The sequence below is a fragment of the Pseudomonas sp. TUM25319 genome (assembly GCF_056388475.1).
Genome location: NZ_JBWJFH010000002.1, coordinates 27,114 through 44,350 on the forward strand (window position 1 = coordinate 27,114; position 17,237 = coordinate 44,350).

Here is a 17,237-nt window from a genome sequence, read left to right on the forward strand (position 1 = left end):
GCGCAAACCAGCTGCTTCATTTGACGCCTGCTAACTCGAGGGCGAGGGGAAACTACGCGCGCAATTTCCGATAGTGAGTAGACCCGGATCTTGCGCATTGTTTCGGCTTGCGAGAGGATATCGCTCACTTAAGACTGAATTTGGACTGTCTCTATGTCGGCAGGAATCGTAAAGCCTTTCCCACTCTTCGACTCGTATCCTGAGTTCCGTCAGCTGAACTTCAACGACCTGTCCAAGGAACGTCCAGTTGTTCTCGATCTGCTGCGCCAGGCTGACCAGTCCACTGATCCGATCGGCAGCTATCTCGCAGTAAGAGACTTCCTTCATTCGTATGACGGCAATGAAGGAACTTTCAACTCGTACCGTACGCACGTTGAGCGACTTCTCCTGTGGTGCATTCTCGTAGCGAAGCAGTCGATTCTCTCCATGCGCAGGACCGATGCTGAGGCTTTCATGGAGTTCTGCTTGAAGCCGCCGGCGCACTGGATTGGCCCCGTCGTGAAGTCCCGGTACGTTCGTGTTGGCGGCCGTAAAAAAGCCCCAACCGATATCTATGTGATCAACGACGATTGGCGCCCGTTCAACCTGACTCAGCCCAAGGTCGTTCGCAAATTAGCCGACGAAGCGAACGTAGAAGCTCCCGCACCCACTGCCTATAAGATGTCGAGTGGCTCCGTTGCGCAAGTCTTCGCCGCCTGCCAAAGCTTCTTTCAGTTTTGCACCGACGAGGATCTGGCGGACGCGAACCCGTTCAGGGCGGTCAAGCAGAAATCGCGCTTTACTCAGCGCAACACCCGAGACGTTCGTGGGCGATCGCTAACAACGCTGCAGTGGGACTTCGTGATCGAGACTGCGGAGCTGATGGCTGACGAAGACCCAGTGCATGAGCGCACCCTATTCATCCTGGTGACCCTGTTCTCGCTGTATCTCCGGATCTCTGACCTGGTCGGCCGTGAAGGCTGGGAGCCGACGATGGGATCCTTCCAAAAGCAAGGTGATGATTGGTGGTTCCATGCCATAAGGAAGGGCAACAAAAAGGCCAAGGTCAGTGTGCGGCAGGACTACCTCGCGTACCTGAAGCGGTATAGGGCTACGCTCTCCCTTTCTCCACTCCCGTACCCTGGCGAACAGGCCCCACTTTTGAGAACCCTCCACGGGCGAGCGGGACTCTCAGATCGACATGTTCGGGAACTGATCCAAGGCGTATTCGATCGTGCCGTCGACAGGATGAAGGCCGATGGTCAGCCTGAGGACGAAATTACCAACCTCCGGGCTGCATCCCTGCACTGGCTCCGCCATACGAGCGCAACGTTCGATGCAGAGTTTCGAGATATGAAGGACCTGCAGGCGGACCTCGGGCACGAAAGCCTCTCCACAACCCAGGACAACTACTACGACTCCCTGGATGGGAAGCGGGCCGCTTCAGTGCGTAACCTCCGCGTCAAAGGGCACTAGCCACCGACTACGGCCCAGTGGTGGTGGCACCGGCGCCGGGAAGCGCTCACTAGACTGTAGGCCGGCGATCGGTCATACGTCTAAGACGCAGTCTCGTCGACCATCGACCGCCCAGCCAATGCCAGCATGCATCGCTACAAGCGACACACGCTAGGCATCGAGGTTTTAGACGTTAGTTAGTCTTTCGCAAGGCCGAGCCGACTGCAGGCCGTTCATGGGGCTCAGCGCGGACACTGGCAGGATGCCGGCAACACGATGGGCAGGAGGTAGCTGGAACGCGATCTAGCTGGGCCCTGTCGCCTCAGTCCAGGAGCTCAAGCAATTCTGAACCCAGAAGTTGAAGCCCAGTTTCCATACTGGTGAACTCTTCAATTCGTCCAATGTGGCCAGCTTTTTTTTCGTCCATACCATCCTGGACGCCGATCAGGCCAACAGTTAGCGGGAGTCCCCGCTCGTCAAACGTTACCTGGCATCTGATGAGGCGGAATACCACCCCGTCACGTGATCTTTGGAGGTAGGACCGCTCGCCGAACCCGGCCTCGTCCAGGATACGAAATGAAATGCCTTGCATGATCTGAGGTCGCGCCAGCAGAAAGGGCACCAGTTCGTCTCTCGGAAGATTCTTCGCCAGCTCCAACCCCTCTGGGTCTTCACTTAACAGCGCCAGAAGCTCAGTTTTCAGCCGCTTCACAAGCGCCATACCTCCTCCACAGATTCTTCCTACTCGGTACGCTGGTACATCGTAAGGGCAACTAGGCCCGTCCCATCAGGTGCTGGTCGGGTAACGATTTGCCAGCCTGCCGCGGTTGCCAAATACCTCACACCGACTTGCGACTCACCATATCGCCGCTCCTTGTGGGCTTGCTGCTTGTTCGGTATCACTGGTTCTCTGTCAGCTTCACGAACGATCCGCGCCACACGAGAGTAGACATTGTCGAGCTTGCACTCGCCTTTCGTTTCGTCCAGGTATTCCATGACGCTATGGTAGGTCAGGAAGATGCGGCCGAAGGTAGGGTTTTCGACTGAAGGTTGGGGCGGAGGTTGACCGTCCCATTTGACGCTGATGCCTGGATGGTCATCGCCTGCCCACCCCTTCCCTTTCTCAACAGAGATGTTGTCCAGGCCCAGCAACTGGGTCCTCAGGGCATAGGCATAGAGATACAGTTCTTCCTTGGAGCTGGCCACCAGCAAGAGTCGCTTAACAGCGCCGCGGGACACCACAAGCTTTAAATTACTTGATGACCGATTAGATCCAGCGAGCTCCAGCCAAACTAGGCAGCACCAGGCACCATACAGCTCAACGTAGTCGAGGACGTTTGGGCCAAAGTCCTTTGAAACGTGGATCTCGACAGTTCGGAAGAACCGATCGTCACCGTTGAACTTGACCTGGTACAGACCAGGTGTATCGGTGGCAGATGTGCTGAGCTTGACGACTTTGAATGTCATGGTTCGTATCTCGATGGCGATGCCTGCAGAGTCGCACGTATTGCTGAATTGCAAGCGATGGCGATTCTACCCGACTCCCGGCGTTTCACGGGGCGAAAAAAAAGGCCGGCTAAATTAGCCGGCCCTTCTCACTGCTTGCTTAAGGCTGCTCGCGACAATTTTTTCAAGAATGTCGGCGGCCTCACTCATGTAGGGGCCCTCAAAGATGACGTTTTGTCCATCCTCGAGGGCCTTTGCTTGCGCTTGGATGTAGCTACGCAACGCCGGCACTCGGTACCGGCCAACCACCATTAGCCGGTAGTCACCTTTGGACCCATTGAATCCGCTAGGCGGAGAGAACGGGTCCAGAGCGCTACCGCCTGGCGTAGTGACAACCTTCACTTGGTCGGCCGCAAAAGATGGAGCACTCATCAAGCTGCCCTCCTCGTTTGTGGGAACCCCATTCGACCCAGCTGGATCAACACATCGTTCCAGTCGACCGACTTTTCCCCTTCAAGCAGCGGAAGTGATGGGGTCAGCAGTTGAGCCTGTATCCCCATTTCCCACAGCCGCTTTTTAAGGTTCAAGCCTGCCTCCTGACCGCGGCCGGAACGGTCCTTGTCGATCCAGATCCGAACGCATTTGGTGCTTGGCCCGGGCTCGAACCCTTCCAGCAGTGTCGCGTTCACCAGAGGGTGCACACGCACGGCAAAGTTGGTTCCGGTCTCGATTGCCCAAGCTGTTTCCAGCCCTTCACAAACGTCGACCACCTCTTCATCCCAGCTCCCAATGAAAATGCCCCCACCGGTTACGAGCCGGTCGGTAGGGTACATGCACATTTTCTTTGGGCTCTGAACCGGCGCCTTCTCACCCTTGGGGGTAAGAAAGTAGCGGTGTAGAGTGATCGGTTTACCCGCCTTGGTCACTTTCGCGACCATGCCAGGAAAGTCACCCTCGAACTCACCATCCTCGTTGTAACTTGCGAGACTTGGGTGGTACCGAACCACCTTGTCGACCCCCTCACGATCCCAGCAGAGGATCTTGCGGCTGGCCAGGTACAGTCGGGCCGGTTCAGCGTCTGGATGTGTCAGAGGAAGGCTTGCCTTCCAGAGCTCATTGAGTCGCTTGCTGTGGTAAAGGTTTGACGCAGCCTCCTTATCAGCAATTTCTTTGCGTCGAGCTTCCAGCGCTTTCTCGTTGGCCCTGTTGACCTTCGCCTGCTGATTTTCATCTGCAGTCGAGTGGATCCCCAAGAAAGCGCCAACATCAGCGACAGCATCCGCGAAGCCATACTGCTTCAACCACATGAGCATCTTGAACCCATCGGGAAACGTCCCGCAGGTGTTACACATGCCGCCGCCAGAGTCCTGGAAGTCTTTGCGGAAAAACTTAAATCCATCTCCGCCACGCCCAGCTACCCCATGGACAGGGCATTTGGTATGGCGGCCTGGCTTCTGGAATGCTCTGTCATCGATCTCAGGGCACAAGGCCCTCAAGATTACATCCCAGCCTTTTAGTTTTGCTGCATTGCGAACCACTTCGGCCTTCAAATTTCTCATGGTGTACCTCCAGGTAAAGCCCGATTCGGGACTTCCCCAAGCCGCCGAAACGGAAGCTTGGGGAAGCCCCGAGCCGGGGGATAAGGTCACCTAGAGGTACTCCGACCCTGAGGGGTAGAAGCCCCCCAGGGGATGATTAAGCTGCTTGCCGCAACCGCGGCTTCAACATTTTCAGGTAGGTTTCGCGCGCTTCAGCGATTGCTTCGCGCACCATCTCTCGCGCTTCACTACAGAGGCCTTTGATAGCGGGATCACGGGTGAGTCCGCCAACATTACTTTCAGCCAGAACAGCAATGACGTCTCCGTGCTCGCCAAGCATGGTGACCTTGACCTTTACGCAGAAACACTCGATCTCCTCATTCAAGACTTGCTGAATAGTTAGATCGAGATATTCGAGCTCAGCTCCCCATTCAAAGATGTCGTAATCCTCCTCAGGACACTTAAACACCTCTACACGGAAATTTTGAGTTTTAAACTTACGCAGAGTGCATTCATCCGATGCATACGCTTGGAGAAGTTTGTAACCCTGCCTCGCAAGTTCGGCTCCAGAGCTGACAACATCGTCGACCAGAGCGGTTACCAGGCGGTGCAAAGCTACTTTCTGAGCTGGCCCGCCGAGTTCATCGGCGGGTGTAAGCTCTACCTGCACTGGATCGATACTCACAGAGGTCGAGCGTTCATGAACGTAGCGACATCCGCTATCCCGCGTGATTTCCAGCGGCTCAGTGAGCGTCAACCCATCCCAAACCTCAGGCTGAATCTCAGGGACAAGCCGTGCCGCAAGTCTTTTCACATCCAGCTTTCCGGTGAAACTTGCACCATCCCCTTGGCAGTAACCAAGAGAGAAGCGTAGATCATCGGTTGGATACCCTTGCAGCACCAGATGTCGATTCATCATGGTTTGGATTGCATTGTTAATAGACATAGTTTGAACTCCAGTAGGTGTTGGAGCTCAACACCCCCATGGGGGCATGTAAGCCCCGAGAGGGTTTGTATTAGCGATCTTGATATAAGCAGAACTTGGAAAGAAAAACTTCCCAGGCCAGGTGACCATGAGAAACAACCTTTCCATCGTCGACCAAAACCCGACGTTTACCGGTGAATCCAAGATAGATGGCGTAAACAGTCTTGTCTGATGCATTGGGGTAGCGAGCGGTAATACCACGAAGCGCTACACAGTGCCGGAGTGCAAAAGCACGACGTATAACACGTTTCCTGCCCCCGCACCTCGACACAGCTTCAGCCTCGACGCCACGCGTCAACGCTTCAGCTTCGCCTTGGGTGAGATTCATCGTTTCGCGAAGTAACGCTACAAGACGGGTATAGGACCTCATTTCTTGGCCCCATCCTTCTTGAGCGGCAAACCGCAGATGTTGTTCATCAAGTCAATGAAACGCTCATCGCTGAGTGCTTCGAACGGGTGGGTTACACGGTTCTTGTCATCTGGCTTGACTGGGGTGGGCAGGGGCTTCTGAGCATTACTCATGCGCTTGGCTCCCCACTGCTACCAAGTGAAACACCGACAAAGGCGACTGAAGTGAAAAAGGCATAGGAGTACCTCCAATTAGGAGGTGAGACGCCTACCCCTGATGGGGTAAGTCCCCACCAGGCTGGTTGTGAAAGGTCAAAGTACTTCCGAGGAAGAGCAAGACCTTAGCAGGCGTGAGTTAAATCACGTCAAACACGAAGTCGACGATGATAATCACGAGATTCAGTAAATCGGACATGTTGCACCTCAATTTTGGATTTTAGTGCAAGGTATCCCCCAGCAGGGAGAAACCCCTGCAGGGTTGGTTTGCCGAAATGGCATGCTGCTTTAGGGACGCGCAGCTGACGCTATCTCCGATCGCCACATGGCAATGGGAAGAATCTTTGCTTGGGAAAACGCAGGCTTTCCAAAACAACCTTTTGATCAACGATGGCCTGCTGGCCGAGAGGATGCTGTTACCAGCTGATTAAAATATAGCACCACGAATTTCGGGATGGAAGCGGGGAGGAATACCCTCCCCGCCAACTCACCTACGCACGTTTCTGTAGCATTTCGGCACCCATCGCACGGAGCAGGTCCAGGTGATAGCGACGAAGCTCAGAAGCCGGAATAGTGGTGCACTCCGCCGAGATCATGTGAACCAACTCAATGAATTCACGAAGATGCGCAGTAGTGGTGATCCCGCGCCCTGCGCCGCTGGCATTGAAAGCAAGCTGTGAAACATCATCGTGACATGCCAGGTAGAGGGGACGGTCTCCTTCATCCAGTAGCAGAACATCTGACACACCAGTGGAACCACCTTCAGGGAAGAGGTTTTGCTTGCGCTGCTCGATGATTTCCTCAAATTCAGAAAGCATAAGCGCCGAACGGTGAGAGTGCTGTTCAACTGCAGAATTATTCATAAAGCCTCCGACAATAAAGCCGAGGCTCATCCCAATCGGGAATAGCCCCGACCGGGAATGCTGCTTACGCAGCGTTATGGCACCACAACTGTGGCAAATTTGATTACCACGACTCCTCGACTGCATCCATCATCGACTGCAAGCGCAGTAAGGACAGTGTGCTCAGCCAGGCTCGAGACTCGTTGGTGATGTTTCCGAGCAGGTTAACCAATCGACCATGCTCTTGTAGCTCAGAGACGTTGGCCACCTTTGCAACGCGCATCTGGCTTTTAACGCAACGAAACTCGTCGCGCTCTGACGTCGTCAATAAACTTGCGTCATCGCAATCGAACCCCTTTAGAAGCAGAGCTTCTTTACGGAAGGAAATGGCTTGAGCAATTTTATCGAGACCAGCATTTTTAATGCTGCAGGGTAATGTTCATATGTTGCCTCCGAAAGCTCGAGACAACATCCCCAAACGGGAGTGTGCATCCCGATGGGTTGATGGCGATCGCCAAGTTTATGCTGCATAGAGTTGCAGCTGACTATCGTCCTGGAACACAGTTCACAGGTGGGATTCGGTTTTAAAAACACCCTACTGAAGGGCGCTCTTGAAACCGAACTTCCTAGGAAAACGTGGCTCAGTAGGACCTTGAGCCATCGTATACGGTACAACCCCTCCGTCGCGAGAAATGCCCCTCTTTCGAGGGGCAAACGCAACGGTTACTGACCTTTACTCGCTTGGTTTCGGACTTCTTTCACCGCTCCATTGAGAGGGGCAAAGTAGATCGCCGGTGCTGCTTTCGCTGCACTGACAAATTCAGCCGTGAAACCCTGGATGAAGCCCTTCAAAGCTTTGCGAATCATGATCAGCACCTCGCCTTTACATGATCCAAGCATATACCTTGATCGGGTTTCCCTCAACGCGAATTAGGCCGCTTTTGGGGTACCGCCGCCGGCATCATTCGCCTGCAGCTTACGCCACTGACTGATGACGCCCATGACTGCGCCACGAATGGGTGCAAAGTAGATGGCGGGTACCTGGCGAGCTGCCTTCACAAATTCTGCAAAGAGAACCGCCAGATGGTGCTTAATGTTCCTGTTCATTGCTCATCTCCCGGATTGCCGACCACGACGTGATTCCGACGAAACATAGGAACGTGAGGGCGTCAACCAGTAGTATCGTGTGTTCGAGAAACGTCAACACGCTAAGCGTAAACTCCGCGACGTGGTACTCGCGAAGTTTGTGAACTAGCCATCCGAGGAACACCGAAGGTGCTGCGATGATGAGAAAGATTCCGCTACCGACTAGCGTGTGAGCCAGGAAGTGCACCAAAGGTGCATACCAAGGCTTGTGGTGCGGAGATTTCTGTTGCTTCTCCATTAGGGTCACTCCTTTTTCATGCGGAAGGCCCTATCCCGCTGGGATAGTTGCTCCCCGCGGTTGGTGGATTGCTGAAGTTGAAGTGCTCAGCTACACCTTTGCTGCTTAGGCCTGTTGGATGTCCTGGATAGACTCAACAGGGGTCTAGATCACGTACTGCTCAGCATCGTGGTATACAATCGAAACACCCCTAACGGGACATAACTGCCCCAGACGGGTTTAGTGGGTATTGCCAATAGTGCTGACAAACTGATCAGCTTCAAATCTCCACTAGGTCGACATGACCGAGTAGAAAAATCTTCTTTCGACAAGGATGCCTGTCGGAAAAAGTCTCAACAAGAGCCGCAAGCCCGTAAGCACGGTATTGACCATCACTCACCGCAGCACCGGTCATTTTCCAACTTTGGCTACCAGCCACCCCGTCCGCCAAGGCTAACGGGGTAACCTTGTGCAATCATTCCTGGTAGGCCGGCAGACAGCCCGGGCCAGACCCAAAAAAGAACATATTTATCAGACCACCTGGACAGTTCGCAGACTGGCATCCAAAAGCTTACCTTTATAGTGAAGCCAGTTGTAGATCGCTTCACATAGGTCCGGATCGAATCCCGTCTTCGCTCCAAAATGCACGAGCTCTTGAACAACCCCAGATGTATAGCCCTCCTCCATATGTCCACCAAACACAAACCGCTCCTTTGGAATGGTGTCGGGCGCCTGGCCGGCAAGCTCTCCGAGCTCATCATGATGATTGGCGAATGTGTCACCGATCATCAGGACCATATCGTGTAACCTTGGGTTGGTCACCGCGAACTCATTCCCATGATCAGCACTGATGTGCTGCAGCAGCAGATCAACCAGGTCAACGATATCCGGCAGGCCGGCTTCGCAATCGCGGACAAAAAGTCGTGCGTCCACAAAAGCACCATTTTCGCACCGTGAAATAATCACCGTGTCATCGATCACAATGTTGTCGTCGCTTCTGGCCGCGTAAATCTCATGCGCCGCTCGTGCAAATGGGTTGGAGCTGGACTCGACGCCGAAATGGTTGAGGCAGTCAGCAAACGTCAACCCTGCTTCGACTGCATCCTTGAGGAGATCCATCGGGGTTTTAGCGGTCTGCACCTGGCGGGAATCGTTACTGCTCAAGTCCAGCGCAGCGATGCGAGGGCTCATCGATTCATACCCAGTCAATGTGAGTTGATTGTTCATGGTGTACAGCTCCTAGCAGAGCCAGGCATGCCCCCTTCCGGGGTCATAGCCCGGCAGGGTTTGTGAGTACTTTGGCGTCTTGGACTGGACTGTCCAAGCATCGCAAGATTGGTTACGCAACTAGTCGGTAGGTGCCCGGTGCAACACGCTCGAAGAAACGTGCATCCTGAACTACCTGTCGAACCTTTGCTTCCCAGTGCTGATTATCGCGTGAGGCAGCATAGGGCGAGATCAAGTCGTTGATTTCCTTAAGGTGAAGAACTTTACCACCCTGAAGAATCCGCCGAATCGCCGCCCTCCAGGTCGTTCCCACCCACGACGCCGCCCGGCGATCGATCTGCCCGAGGAAGAACAGTGACTCTTTGTTCTTCTTGAAGACCAGGAGCTTCTCGTGGGCAATGCGCACGATGTTCCCACGGTACTCACGGGTATCAGAAACACAGTTGTGCTGGATCTTGATGATCTCATCCACCAGTCGGCCGGGCGCAACGCGCTCAACCAATGAGGACAGGTTGAAGTACTGACCATTACGCCGTAGATTCCCCATGAGGATCCCGTAGTGACCATTCTTCTCCACAGCATCGTGGATATTCATGATCGAGAGCTCCAGGGCTTCAGTGAAGTCCGCCAGCGCCATTCGGCTCATGTCCCATTTGTTTGGTTCACCCCAAACCTCGCCGCTGTATACCAGCATTGATGCGTAGGGTGCGTGCCACCAGCAAGTGTGCGCCTCCTCACCAAGGAAGGTGCGCATGTCGTCGAGCAGGAGGTTGGTGCCCTGATGAAGGTCGGTCCCTTTGAACCGAAGCCCTAATTCAGCGGCAACATCAACTGAGGTCCCGCCACCGATGCTTGGGTCGAACGCAAGCCCACTCTTTCGGGTGTGATAGGTCCCGAAAAAATCCCTTACGATCGCGCCCGTGCAGTTGCCACGATAACGACTGTCACCCCAGTGCCCGCGCTCCGGGTAGCTCACTACGGAATTTTTAAATTTCATGGCGCGTCTCCATCTCGGAGAGCACCTGGGCCAGGTCAGTAGGCTTAACGTCGAAACGCTGTACCCACATTTCCGTGCCGCCCACGAGAACACACTCGTCGTTCTCAGGATCCCAGTCACCCGAGTTGTTATCTTCCAGGTAAACGACCCTGGCAGCGTGACTACTCTCGACGAGGATCTCACCGTCTTTAGTCCGGCGAAGGATAACGGTCGGCATTTCAATTTTCATGGTCTAACTCCTGGTTGGAGCGAGGCCAAGCCCCTCAGGGGGCTTAAAGCCCCGCGGGGGATTTTGATTGCTGATGAACCACCAGCTGGGCATCTCACGGCCTGGCATCAGGCAGCGAAGAACTGAATGCTTTCGCAAAACTTGCTTGGGAAAACACTCATATGAAACGGCAGGTCGGCTGACCTGGAAGATGTGCTGTGGAAACAGCTGGGACGTGCGGCACCCGCATCGTGGTGCTTAACGCACTATACGACAATTCATCGTTGCCAGGTAGCGCATCACTTCACCGACACAAAATCGCGTCGGTGAAGTGATGTTCAATCAAGCTGCAGCATAACGATTGGGGCTGAAGACATTAGCCGTCCGCTCGTAGTACTCGAGGAGCTCGTTAAATTTCTCCGATCGCTCCCGAACGCTTACGAAATGCGCGGACGCTTTCGCCCCTTCATTTCGCAGGAGCTCCAGCGTCTTGCCATCGCTGAGCTCCCACAGAAAAATCGTACTTCCCGGGGTTTTTGCGGTCCCCTTTCGCACGATAGTTCTGGTCCCCATCATCCGTGCAGCCTGAACAATTACGTTAGTCACATGGCACCTCCGAGCGTGAGGAGGGCATGCGCCCCTGACGGGGGACATGCCCGCCAGGGTTGGTTATGCGGCCTGAGACGCTCTACACGAGCGCCAGCGCCTGTTGCTTGCTTGGGACGTACTTCGGTGGCATTTCGGTGTTCGCGTCGACGCCGTATTGACACAGCGACACCGCGCCACACATTTTTCCGCCACATACCTGTTGGCAGTAGCTTTCGATACCCTCCTCCTCGAGGGCAACGTAGTCAGGGTTGATGACTTGATGGGTCAAAGCACGACCCAGGGCCTTGCCGACCTCCACAAAGACATTGAACACGACAGACTGGCCTAGAGCCTCGTGCTGAATGGTCTCGGACATCCCTGCAACCATCGACTCAGGAATGCCCTTCAACCGAGCATGCTCAACACCCGTGAACAGCCGGCTCAACTCAGGGTTTTCTGGATGCTGCAGGAACGGTTCGGTTGATCGTCCTTTGAAGTAGCCGCGGCCCAAGGTGCCTACAGTGGCACTTTCATGCGTAACCAGCTGCCGCTTGAAGCCCTTACCTGCCGCGACATCACGCTCTTCTTTCGCCGCAAGGTAGTCGTATGACTTCCAACGAGGCGAATCAAGCGGGATATCCTCGAGGATGTCGCCAACTTTTCTCGGTGAGTGCTTACCCGGGGTAGGAAATGAAAACTTCACCTCCAGACCTTTGGTGATGGCAACCAGTACCATCCTCTTCCGATCCTCGATGGCACCAAATTCAGCACCACCGAACACAGCCTCATGCAGCTCGTAGCCCAACGAAGTGAGAACGCTCCGGATGACCACCATCGACGTCGAGTCGAGATAGTCTGGTACGTTTTCGACGAGACAGATTGCTGGGTTAGACGACTTCACGAAGTCCAGAAAGTCAAAGAACAAAGTCCCAGCCGTAGAGTGCTCCTCTGCGCACTGGAGCTTGTTCTTAGCTTTACCGCTTCGGGAAGCTCCCGTACAAGGAATGCCCGCCGAAAGTATATCGAGCAGTGGCACCGCCCCTGACAGGTTCAGGTCGCGGATATCGGAGTTGATCGCGATGGAGTCCTCAGTCCAAAGCTCAGGATTGTTGATCAACGAGCTGTCCAAGTAGATTGATTCGAGCTCGACGCCGACTTGAATGAACGAAGCAACTCCCGCCGCCAGCAGTCCTGTGTGTAGTGCTTTGTCCAGGATGCCGAGACCATGGAAGAGCGATCCCCCGGCCAGCGCAGTTTTTGCTGCCAGCTTGCGCTTGATGCGCTCCACCCGTTCCTTGATCTTCAAGTCGACCTGCAAGGCAGTCACGACAATTCGACCACCGCGGATGGCAACACGAACCTTCTCGCAGCCTTCAAAGAAGGTCTTGAGCAGGTCTGTGCGCACCTCCAATAACGGTGAAATCACACCATTACGCTCACGCTTCGAGACGGTGAAGGTACCGGCCTGAGCCGACTTTTCAGAGACAGGAACCAGTTCGAGGCGGTTTAGAGCCTTGTCACTGCGGAGCGAATACTTGCTGCCAATTTTGACGCCGGCGTGAAGCAGTTTCTGGCCCTCCAGCCAGAGACGGGCGATGTCACCCTTTGCTTTACCGATCGTGGTGTTGATAACTGTAGTCATGTGGAACTCCAAGTAGATTGGAGACACCACCCCCACTGGGGATGATTGCCCCCAGGTGGGTTTAAGTTGCGTGCTGGTGAACACCAGCTGGGTATCTTGGCTCCTCACATGAGGGTCCAAAGAATGCTCGTGACTGAGTCCTGCCTGGAGCCACTCAGAAGCATTCTGAAAGCAGCCAGCCCTTTCGAGCCGGCCACAACTGCATCAGATAATCGCCTTGAGGTCAGCCATGAAAGCCTTGGCCTTCATTTCGACATTCAAGCGTTCAACCAGATCGTCCACGTCAGAATCGGCGGCAGACGTCAGCTCATCGTCGTTGGTGCACAGACGCTGCATCTCTTCAGAGCGATTAGCCGGCTCGCACATACCCTGCTCCTGCCAGAAGCGCAGGGCAGCAATGATGGTGTGCAAATCCTCATCGTGTTGGATAAACACCAACCCCTCTTTAGAGGCTGTAACCGGTTGAGTCCCCACGGTCGTGTGCTTGACGATTTCCAGTTTGCCATTGGCACCACGTACGATCTCCACCGTGTGCTCTTCCGCGTCATCGACCAGTTCAACATGCGAGCCATATCGGCTGCCCTGAGAGAGATCTACTTCGAAGCACTCAGGGTCAACCGTTTCGAATCGCATACTGATGAGGTCCTGAATTTCACGACTCGTGATGTCAGCAGGGACCGAGGCCACTTCCGTATGACAGCCAATGAACATGTTGTCGAGAGAGATGTGAAGCTTGGAATTTGTAGTCATGTCGTATCCCGAGAATGAGGTACGGGGCATGCCCCATCGGGACAATGCCCCGGATGGGTTAAATCAGTTTTGCGACTTTGGAAAATTCGTTCAGGCGATCCACCGAAGGGGTCACATTGCGAACATTGTTTTCCACCGCGCCATTTTGGTAGACAAGGTCGAAGAGACCCTCGTCCTGGTAGAGGCTGACACTATCCGGATGGAGCACATCAACAACGGTGACCAATGTCGACGAGGGCAATCCGAAAAGCTGGACATCAATCGGTATTCCGTCCTTCATGACCATTACGACCTGGGGACGAAGATTTTCGATTGGTGCGTGGTTGCGCACTACGGACCCAATGTGTGCATCACTCACTGGGCTGAGCACACAGGTCGAAGTGCCGAGGTACGACTGCAGGGTAGTTTCAAGATCACCCAGCTTGGCCAACCTGCCCTTGCTGTTCGCCAACCAGTAGGGCTGATCAGCTTGTACCAGGTACATGTTGTGGTGGGCGATCGAGACATCACCATCGACGATCTCGCCAAGGAAGGTGAGCTGGTATTTCTCCAGGCTGACCCCGCAGAGATCGTCTGCGTTGAACTTGCTCAAAGCAAGACGGAACCCGTCGAAAAGGTTCTTCGAGTCTCGAACAAGACCTGCCATCCACCAACCCTCACCACCGACGTGCAGTTGGTCGGCGACAAACACGTTGTAGAGAGCATCACGGCTTTGCTGGAAGTAGGCGTAAAGTTTCATCATGGAACTCCGGTTGGATGCGAAGCCATGACCCCAGTGTGGGGTTATGAAGCCCCGCAGTGGGTTAGGAGCGCTGGCAGTACCAGCAGGTTTATCCGGAGACCTCAAGGTCGCCGAACAAAGCAGAGACTCCAATGAGGAGGGCCATAGGCCAATCAGGAGTCAGAGTCGGGGGTTTGAGCAGCGGTCTTTCGGAAGGCTGGCCAGAATCACCAGAGCGTCGATATCCCGCAGAGGAACCCAAGCCCGTTTTTTTTCTTGCTATCCGAAAACGGTTATAGCACTCGACCGATTGGCCAGGAGGCGCATGAAATCGGCTAATGAGAGCCAAGCGGCTTCAGCCATCCAAATTTCTCTTTCAAGCTCGCTCGCTACGACATCTGCGATGCGGTCTTGATCATCACGGATGTCTCGTGCGTCCTGTTCGGTCAACCCAAAGGAAACTTGAATGGGCTTGCAACAACACCCGCAGTTGCAGATACCACGACTGCTCGTCCCGGAGCAAACCGCGGCAACTCCGGCGCAGAAAATGCAGTAACAGCTAGGCATCTGCTGTTTTCCACGGTAGCTGCTGTTGAAAGCAAAATGGGAATGGTGTTGGGTTTGGCAATTCATGGTCATCTCCAGGTTGGAGCGAGACCATTCCCCACAGGGGGTAGGCCCCGCAGGTTGGGTTGAAAGCAATCAGCACAGACTGACCAGGGTGACGCGCGCAGATGTAACCTCGCCGCGGGTGCGTTGATCGAGAGTGTGAAGCTCAGAAAGTGCTCGATGGGTTCGAGCGAGAGCCCAAGCGGCTAAATACGCCGGGGTACAAGGAATTGCTGGGATACCAGCTTCTTTACCTAGCAGCACATGCGACTGGGTAACTGGCCTCGATTCTGCCTGGGACAACTGCATCGTGCAACCAGGACAATCTGCTCGACACCGCCGGCGAGTACGTAAAAAACCCTCCCTTAAGGGAGGGTCCGTTGTCACGCGGCCATTAACTGGCCGGCGTGAAGAACCTTGCAGTCGCGCTCGACAGGAGCTGGCCACAGTACTCAGCGGATCCCAGCACTTGCTACTCACACGCTGGCGAGCAGTTTTGCCCTGGCATCAGTCAGTGCAACGCCAATGGTGAGCATCGGTCTTTCTCCTGTGTTAAGAGGGCTCTACCCCATGCGGGATGGGCCCCGCATGGGGTTTAGTTGATGAACAGCTGAATGGCGGCGGGCAGTGGCCTGAATTGAGCTTGGAGCGTGACCCTACCCCTGATCTCCGCGCCCACCCCGAGGGGCATAGCGCCCGGCGGATGGGTTAGTGAACTACGGTAGGGTCGATAGCAATGTGCTCTGGAACGCCGGCGAGTGCCCGGATCTCCGTGAAGTCATGCAAACGAACCCAGCCTTTCTCTCTGTCGTAAGCTGCACCCACGTAGACGCAGAAATGCACTGGAATGTAATCGGCGTACTTCTCAGGCTGGCTCTGCATGATGCTCACCTGGTTGCACCACTCTTCGAAGCGCAACCGGTTGAACGTAGCCACGAACTCTTTCGTGAGTTTGGTTGGATCCCCGTGGGTCACATAGCCGAGCTGGCCGTTCTCCCACTGCTCAAATTCCAGTTCGCTCATGTTGCAGTGATCTGGATACCGCTCTTTGGAAGCTCGAACGGTGACGCGGAATTGGCTTCCCTGGAATGAGCAGTCGTACTCCTGCTTGCCTTGGTAGGACAAGCGCCAGGCAACGCGCGCACGCAAAGTTGATTTGCTGGGTTGGGTTGAAATATTCATGGGTCGTCTCCAGAGATGCGAACCCACCCCCGAGCGGGAATGGTGCCCGCAAGGGTTTTGAAAGGCCGAAGCCTGTGCTGCGACAGCAGCTGCTTTCCTATCCAGCGCATGCTGGGAAGGGAAATCACATTCGACAGTGGGCCTGTTGAATGTGATCTGGGAATGGCCATCCCTGGCATGGCCAGGGATGGTTGTTACAATTGTGAGATCGCTAACGCCTCGCGGATTTGTACGCGGCAATAGCATCTAACGCAGCGGGATCATCAGGAAGCAGCGCCACCCACACCAGCCTGTTGTAGCGGTCGAGCTCGGCTCGATCGACGAGCAGCACTTTGGTCGAATGCGGGCTCACAAAAACCGAGAGCTGCCCCACAAAGCTGGTCGGGGCTGGCGAGTTTGTTCCAGTCTGCATAGTCACTCCCACGCCTCATACTGCACCTCTGTTGCAATGCACTTGAGGGGGTTGATTGATCGAGGAAATACAATCAAGCCGCTGATTGCACAGTACCTACCGCCCTGACCCATCCCTGCCCCTGCTCATATCGAACCGGGACAACCTCCGGGTACGGCTGAATGAACGGATCATCTTCAGCAATGACGCCATAGCGCTCTGGTTGGCTTCTCAGGCGCTGCACGCGCTCGGCATGCAACTCACTGCGCCATAGGTTGAATGCGGCCACAAGGGCCTCATGAGGCGCTGTGCGATCCATCAGCGTCATGGTGTTCGTACGCCCAACAACATCCCGCTCATACTCCTCATCAGACAAGCCGCTGAAGAGCTCACGTTTGCCGATGTACGAATCATCCCCAACCTCGATTTGGAAATACTCGCCGTCGACCCAAACGTCGTGAATCCAGACACCGTTATAACGAAGGCGCTGGGCAAACTTGATCTGAGTGATAGACGTGATTTTCGATTTCATTTTACTGACTCCAATAATGAGCAGGGCCAGCCCCAATGTCATCAACCTAAGCTGCAGCCCTGCCCAAGGCAAGCCCCCCGAAGCAGCCAGCCGCCATGGCCGTCGGGCGATGACCAGGCCTCTGCCGCTCAATCAGGCGGTCTAACTGGGCTGGCGGTGATGTGATCATCGTCTGTTCCGGCTGTCTAGGCGAGATTTCTCGTTCTCCGGACGAGCCT

At 54.8% G+C, this 17,237-nt stretch carries 18 protein-coding genes; 1 reads left to right on the forward strand and 17 read right to left on the reverse strand.

All coding sequences use genetic code 11. The features are described 5' to 3' along the window. The first annotated feature begins 153 nt into the window (after positions 1–153). Positions 154–1,455: a tyrosine-type recombinase/integrase gene (locus AC05QJ_RS31535; RefSeq protein WP_476748179.1), complete on the forward strand. Its 1,302-nt coding sequence runs from the start codon at positions 154–156 to the stop codon at positions 1,453–1,455. A 301-nt stretch (positions 1,456–1,756) separates the two neighbouring features. On the opposite strand, the gene AC05QJ_RS31540 is transcribed toward AC05QJ_RS31535, so the two are convergent. The 17 genes from AC05QJ_RS31540 to AC05QJ_RS31620 form a co-directional block, all read right to left on the reverse strand. Then, positions 1,757–2,155 (reverse strand): hypothetical protein, encoded by a 399-nt coding sequence (locus tag AC05QJ_RS31540; RefSeq protein WP_476748180.1) that lies wholly within the window; start codon positions 2,153–2,155, stop codon positions 1,757–1,759. A gap of 20 nt (positions 2,156–2,175) precedes the next feature. Continuing rightward, on the reverse strand, positions 2,176–2,901 hold the full coding sequence (locus AC05QJ_RS31545) for a hypothetical protein (protein WP_476748181.1): 726 nt from the start codon (positions 2,899–2,901) through the stop codon (positions 2,176–2,178). 410 nt (positions 2,902–3,311) lie between these two features. Then, positions 3,312–4,439, reverse strand: coding sequence for a DUF7146 domain-containing protein (locus tag AC05QJ_RS31550; RefSeq protein WP_476748182.1), 1,128 nt, complete (start codon positions 4,437–4,439; stop codon positions 3,312–3,314). Positions 4,440–4,575: 136 nt separating this feature from the next. Then, positions 4,576–5,364 (reverse strand): hypothetical protein, encoded by a 789-nt coding sequence (locus tag AC05QJ_RS31555; RefSeq protein WP_476748183.1) that lies wholly within the window; start codon positions 5,362–5,364, stop codon positions 4,576–4,578. Positions 5,365–5,434: 70 nt separating this feature from the next. Next, positions 5,435–5,773 carry a hypothetical protein gene (locus AC05QJ_RS31560; protein ID WP_476748184.1) on the reverse strand — a complete coding sequence of 113 codons (339 nt, stop codon included), beginning with the start codon at positions 5,771–5,773 and terminating at the stop codon, positions 5,435–5,437. Further along, positions 5,770–5,925 (reverse strand): hypothetical protein, encoded by a 156-nt coding sequence (locus AC05QJ_RS31565; RefSeq protein ID WP_476748185.1) that lies wholly within the window; start codon positions 5,923–5,925, stop codon positions 5,770–5,772. The genes AC05QJ_RS31560 and AC05QJ_RS31565 overlap by 4 nt, the downstream gene beginning before the upstream one ends. A 533-nt stretch (positions 5,926–6,458) precedes the next feature. Further along, positions 6,459–6,830, reverse strand: a complete 372-nt coding sequence (locus AC05QJ_RS31570) for a hypothetical protein (protein WP_476748186.1) — start codon at positions 6,828–6,830, stop codon at positions 6,459–6,461. 702 nt (positions 6,831–7,532) lie between these two features. Further along, positions 7,533–7,676 (reverse strand): hypothetical protein, encoded by a 144-nt coding sequence (locus tag AC05QJ_RS31575; RefSeq protein ID WP_476748187.1) that lies wholly within the window; start codon positions 7,674–7,676, stop codon positions 7,533–7,535. Between the two features lie 63 nt (positions 7,677–7,739). Then, a complete protein-coding gene (locus tag AC05QJ_RS31580; protein WP_476748188.1) occupies positions 7,740–7,916 on the reverse strand; it encodes a hypothetical protein in 177 nt (58 codons plus the stop codon). A gap of 787 nt (positions 7,917–8,703) precedes the next feature. Next, a complete protein-coding gene (locus tag AC05QJ_RS31585; protein WP_476748189.1) occupies positions 8,704–9,399 on the reverse strand; it encodes a hypothetical protein in 696 nt (231 codons plus the stop codon). A 112-nt stretch (positions 9,400–9,511) separates the two neighbouring features. Beyond that, a complete protein-coding gene (locus AC05QJ_RS31590; RefSeq protein WP_476748190.1) occupies positions 9,512–10,396 on the reverse strand; it encodes a DNA adenine modification methylase in 885 nt (294 codons plus the stop codon). Continuing rightward, positions 10,386–10,625, reverse strand: coding sequence for a hypothetical protein (locus AC05QJ_RS31595; RefSeq protein ID WP_476748191.1), 240 nt, complete (start codon positions 10,623–10,625; stop codon positions 10,386–10,388). The genes AC05QJ_RS31590 and AC05QJ_RS31595 overlap by 11 nt, the downstream gene beginning before the upstream one ends. Before the next feature lie 667 nt (positions 10,626–11,292). Then, complete coding sequence (locus AC05QJ_RS31600) at positions 11,293–12,834, reverse strand: DNA cytosine methyltransferase (protein ID WP_476748192.1); 1,542 nt, start codon at positions 12,832–12,834, stop codon at positions 11,293–11,295. A gap of 204 nt (positions 12,835–13,038) precedes the next feature. Beyond that, positions 13,039–13,584 carry a hypothetical protein gene (locus AC05QJ_RS31605; protein ID WP_476748193.1) on the reverse strand — a complete coding sequence of 182 codons (546 nt, stop codon included), beginning with the start codon at positions 13,582–13,584 and terminating at the stop codon, positions 13,039–13,041. A gap of 58 nt (positions 13,585–13,642) precedes the next feature. Next, positions 13,643–14,323, reverse strand: a complete 681-nt coding sequence (locus tag AC05QJ_RS31610) for a hypothetical protein (protein WP_476748194.1) — start codon at positions 14,321–14,323, stop codon at positions 13,643–13,645. Between the two features lie 1,299 nt (positions 14,324–15,622). Then, positions 15,623–16,096, reverse strand: coding sequence for a hypothetical protein (locus AC05QJ_RS31615; protein ID WP_476748195.1), 474 nt, complete (start codon positions 16,094–16,096; stop codon positions 15,623–15,625). Between the two features lie 485 nt (positions 16,097–16,581). Next, a complete protein-coding gene (locus tag AC05QJ_RS31620) occupies positions 16,582–17,019 on the reverse strand; it encodes a hypothetical protein (RefSeq protein WP_476748196.1) in 438 nt (145 codons plus the stop codon). Between the last annotated feature and the right edge of the window lie 218 nt (positions 17,020–17,237).

Coding starts and splice junctions, on each gene's coding strand:
- AC05QJ_RS31535 (WP_476748179.1), top strand. CDS start 154: ATGTCGGCAGGAATCGTAAAGCCTTTCCCACTCTTCGACTCGTATCCT.
- AC05QJ_RS31540 (WP_476748180.1), bottom strand. CDS start 2,155: ATGGCGCTTGTGAAGCGGCTGAAAACTGAGCTTCTGGCGCTGTTAAGT.
- AC05QJ_RS31545 (WP_476748181.1), bottom strand. CDS start 2,901: ATGACATTCAAAGTCGTCAAGCTCAGCACATCTGCCACCGATACACCT.
- AC05QJ_RS31550 (WP_476748182.1), bottom strand. CDS start 4,439: ATGAGAAATTTGAAGGCCGAAGTGGTTCGCAATGCAGCAAAACTAAAA.
- AC05QJ_RS31555 (WP_476748183.1), bottom strand. CDS start 5,364: ATGTCTATTAACAATGCAATCCAAACCATGATGAATCGACATCTGGTG.
- AC05QJ_RS31560 (WP_476748184.1), bottom strand. CDS start 5,773: ATGAGGTCCTATACCCGTCTTGTAGCGTTACTTCGCGAAACGATGAAT.
- AC05QJ_RS31565 (WP_476748185.1), bottom strand. CDS start 5,925: ATGAGTAATGCTCAGAAGCCCCTGCCCACCCCAGTCAAGCCAGATGAC.
- AC05QJ_RS31570 (WP_476748186.1), bottom strand. CDS start 6,830: ATGAATAATTCTGCAGTTGAACAGCACTCTCACCGTTCGGCGCTTATG.
- AC05QJ_RS31575 (WP_476748187.1), bottom strand. CDS start 7,676: ATGATTCGCAAAGCTTTGAAGGGCTTCATCCAGGGTTTCACGGCTGAA.
- AC05QJ_RS31580 (WP_476748188.1), bottom strand. CDS start 7,916: ATGAACAGGAACATTAAGCACCATCTGGCGGTTCTCTTTGCAGAATTT.
- AC05QJ_RS31585 (WP_476748189.1), bottom strand. CDS start 9,399: ATGAACAATCAACTCACATTGACTGGGTATGAATCGATGAGCCCTCGC.
- AC05QJ_RS31590 (WP_476748190.1), bottom strand. CDS start 10,396: ATGAAATTTAAAAATTCCGTAGTGAGCTACCCGGAGCGCGGGCACTGG.
- AC05QJ_RS31595 (WP_476748191.1), bottom strand. CDS start 10,625: ATGAAAATTGAAATGCCGACCGTTATCCTTCGCCGGACTAAAGACGGT.
- AC05QJ_RS31600 (WP_476748192.1), bottom strand. CDS start 12,834: ATGACTACAGTTATCAACACCACGATCGGTAAAGCAAAGGGTGACATC.
- AC05QJ_RS31605 (WP_476748193.1), bottom strand. CDS start 13,584: ATGACTACAAATTCCAAGCTTCACATCTCTCTCGACAACATGTTCATT.
- AC05QJ_RS31610 (WP_476748194.1), bottom strand. CDS start 14,323: ATGAAACTTTACGCCTACTTCCAGCAAAGCCGTGATGCTCTCTACAAC.
- AC05QJ_RS31615 (WP_476748195.1), bottom strand. CDS start 16,096: ATGAATATTTCAACCCAACCCAGCAAATCAACTTTGCGTGCGCGCGTT.
- AC05QJ_RS31620 (WP_476748196.1), bottom strand. CDS start 17,019: ATGAAATCGAAAATCACGTCTATCACTCAGATCAAGTTTGCCCAGCGC.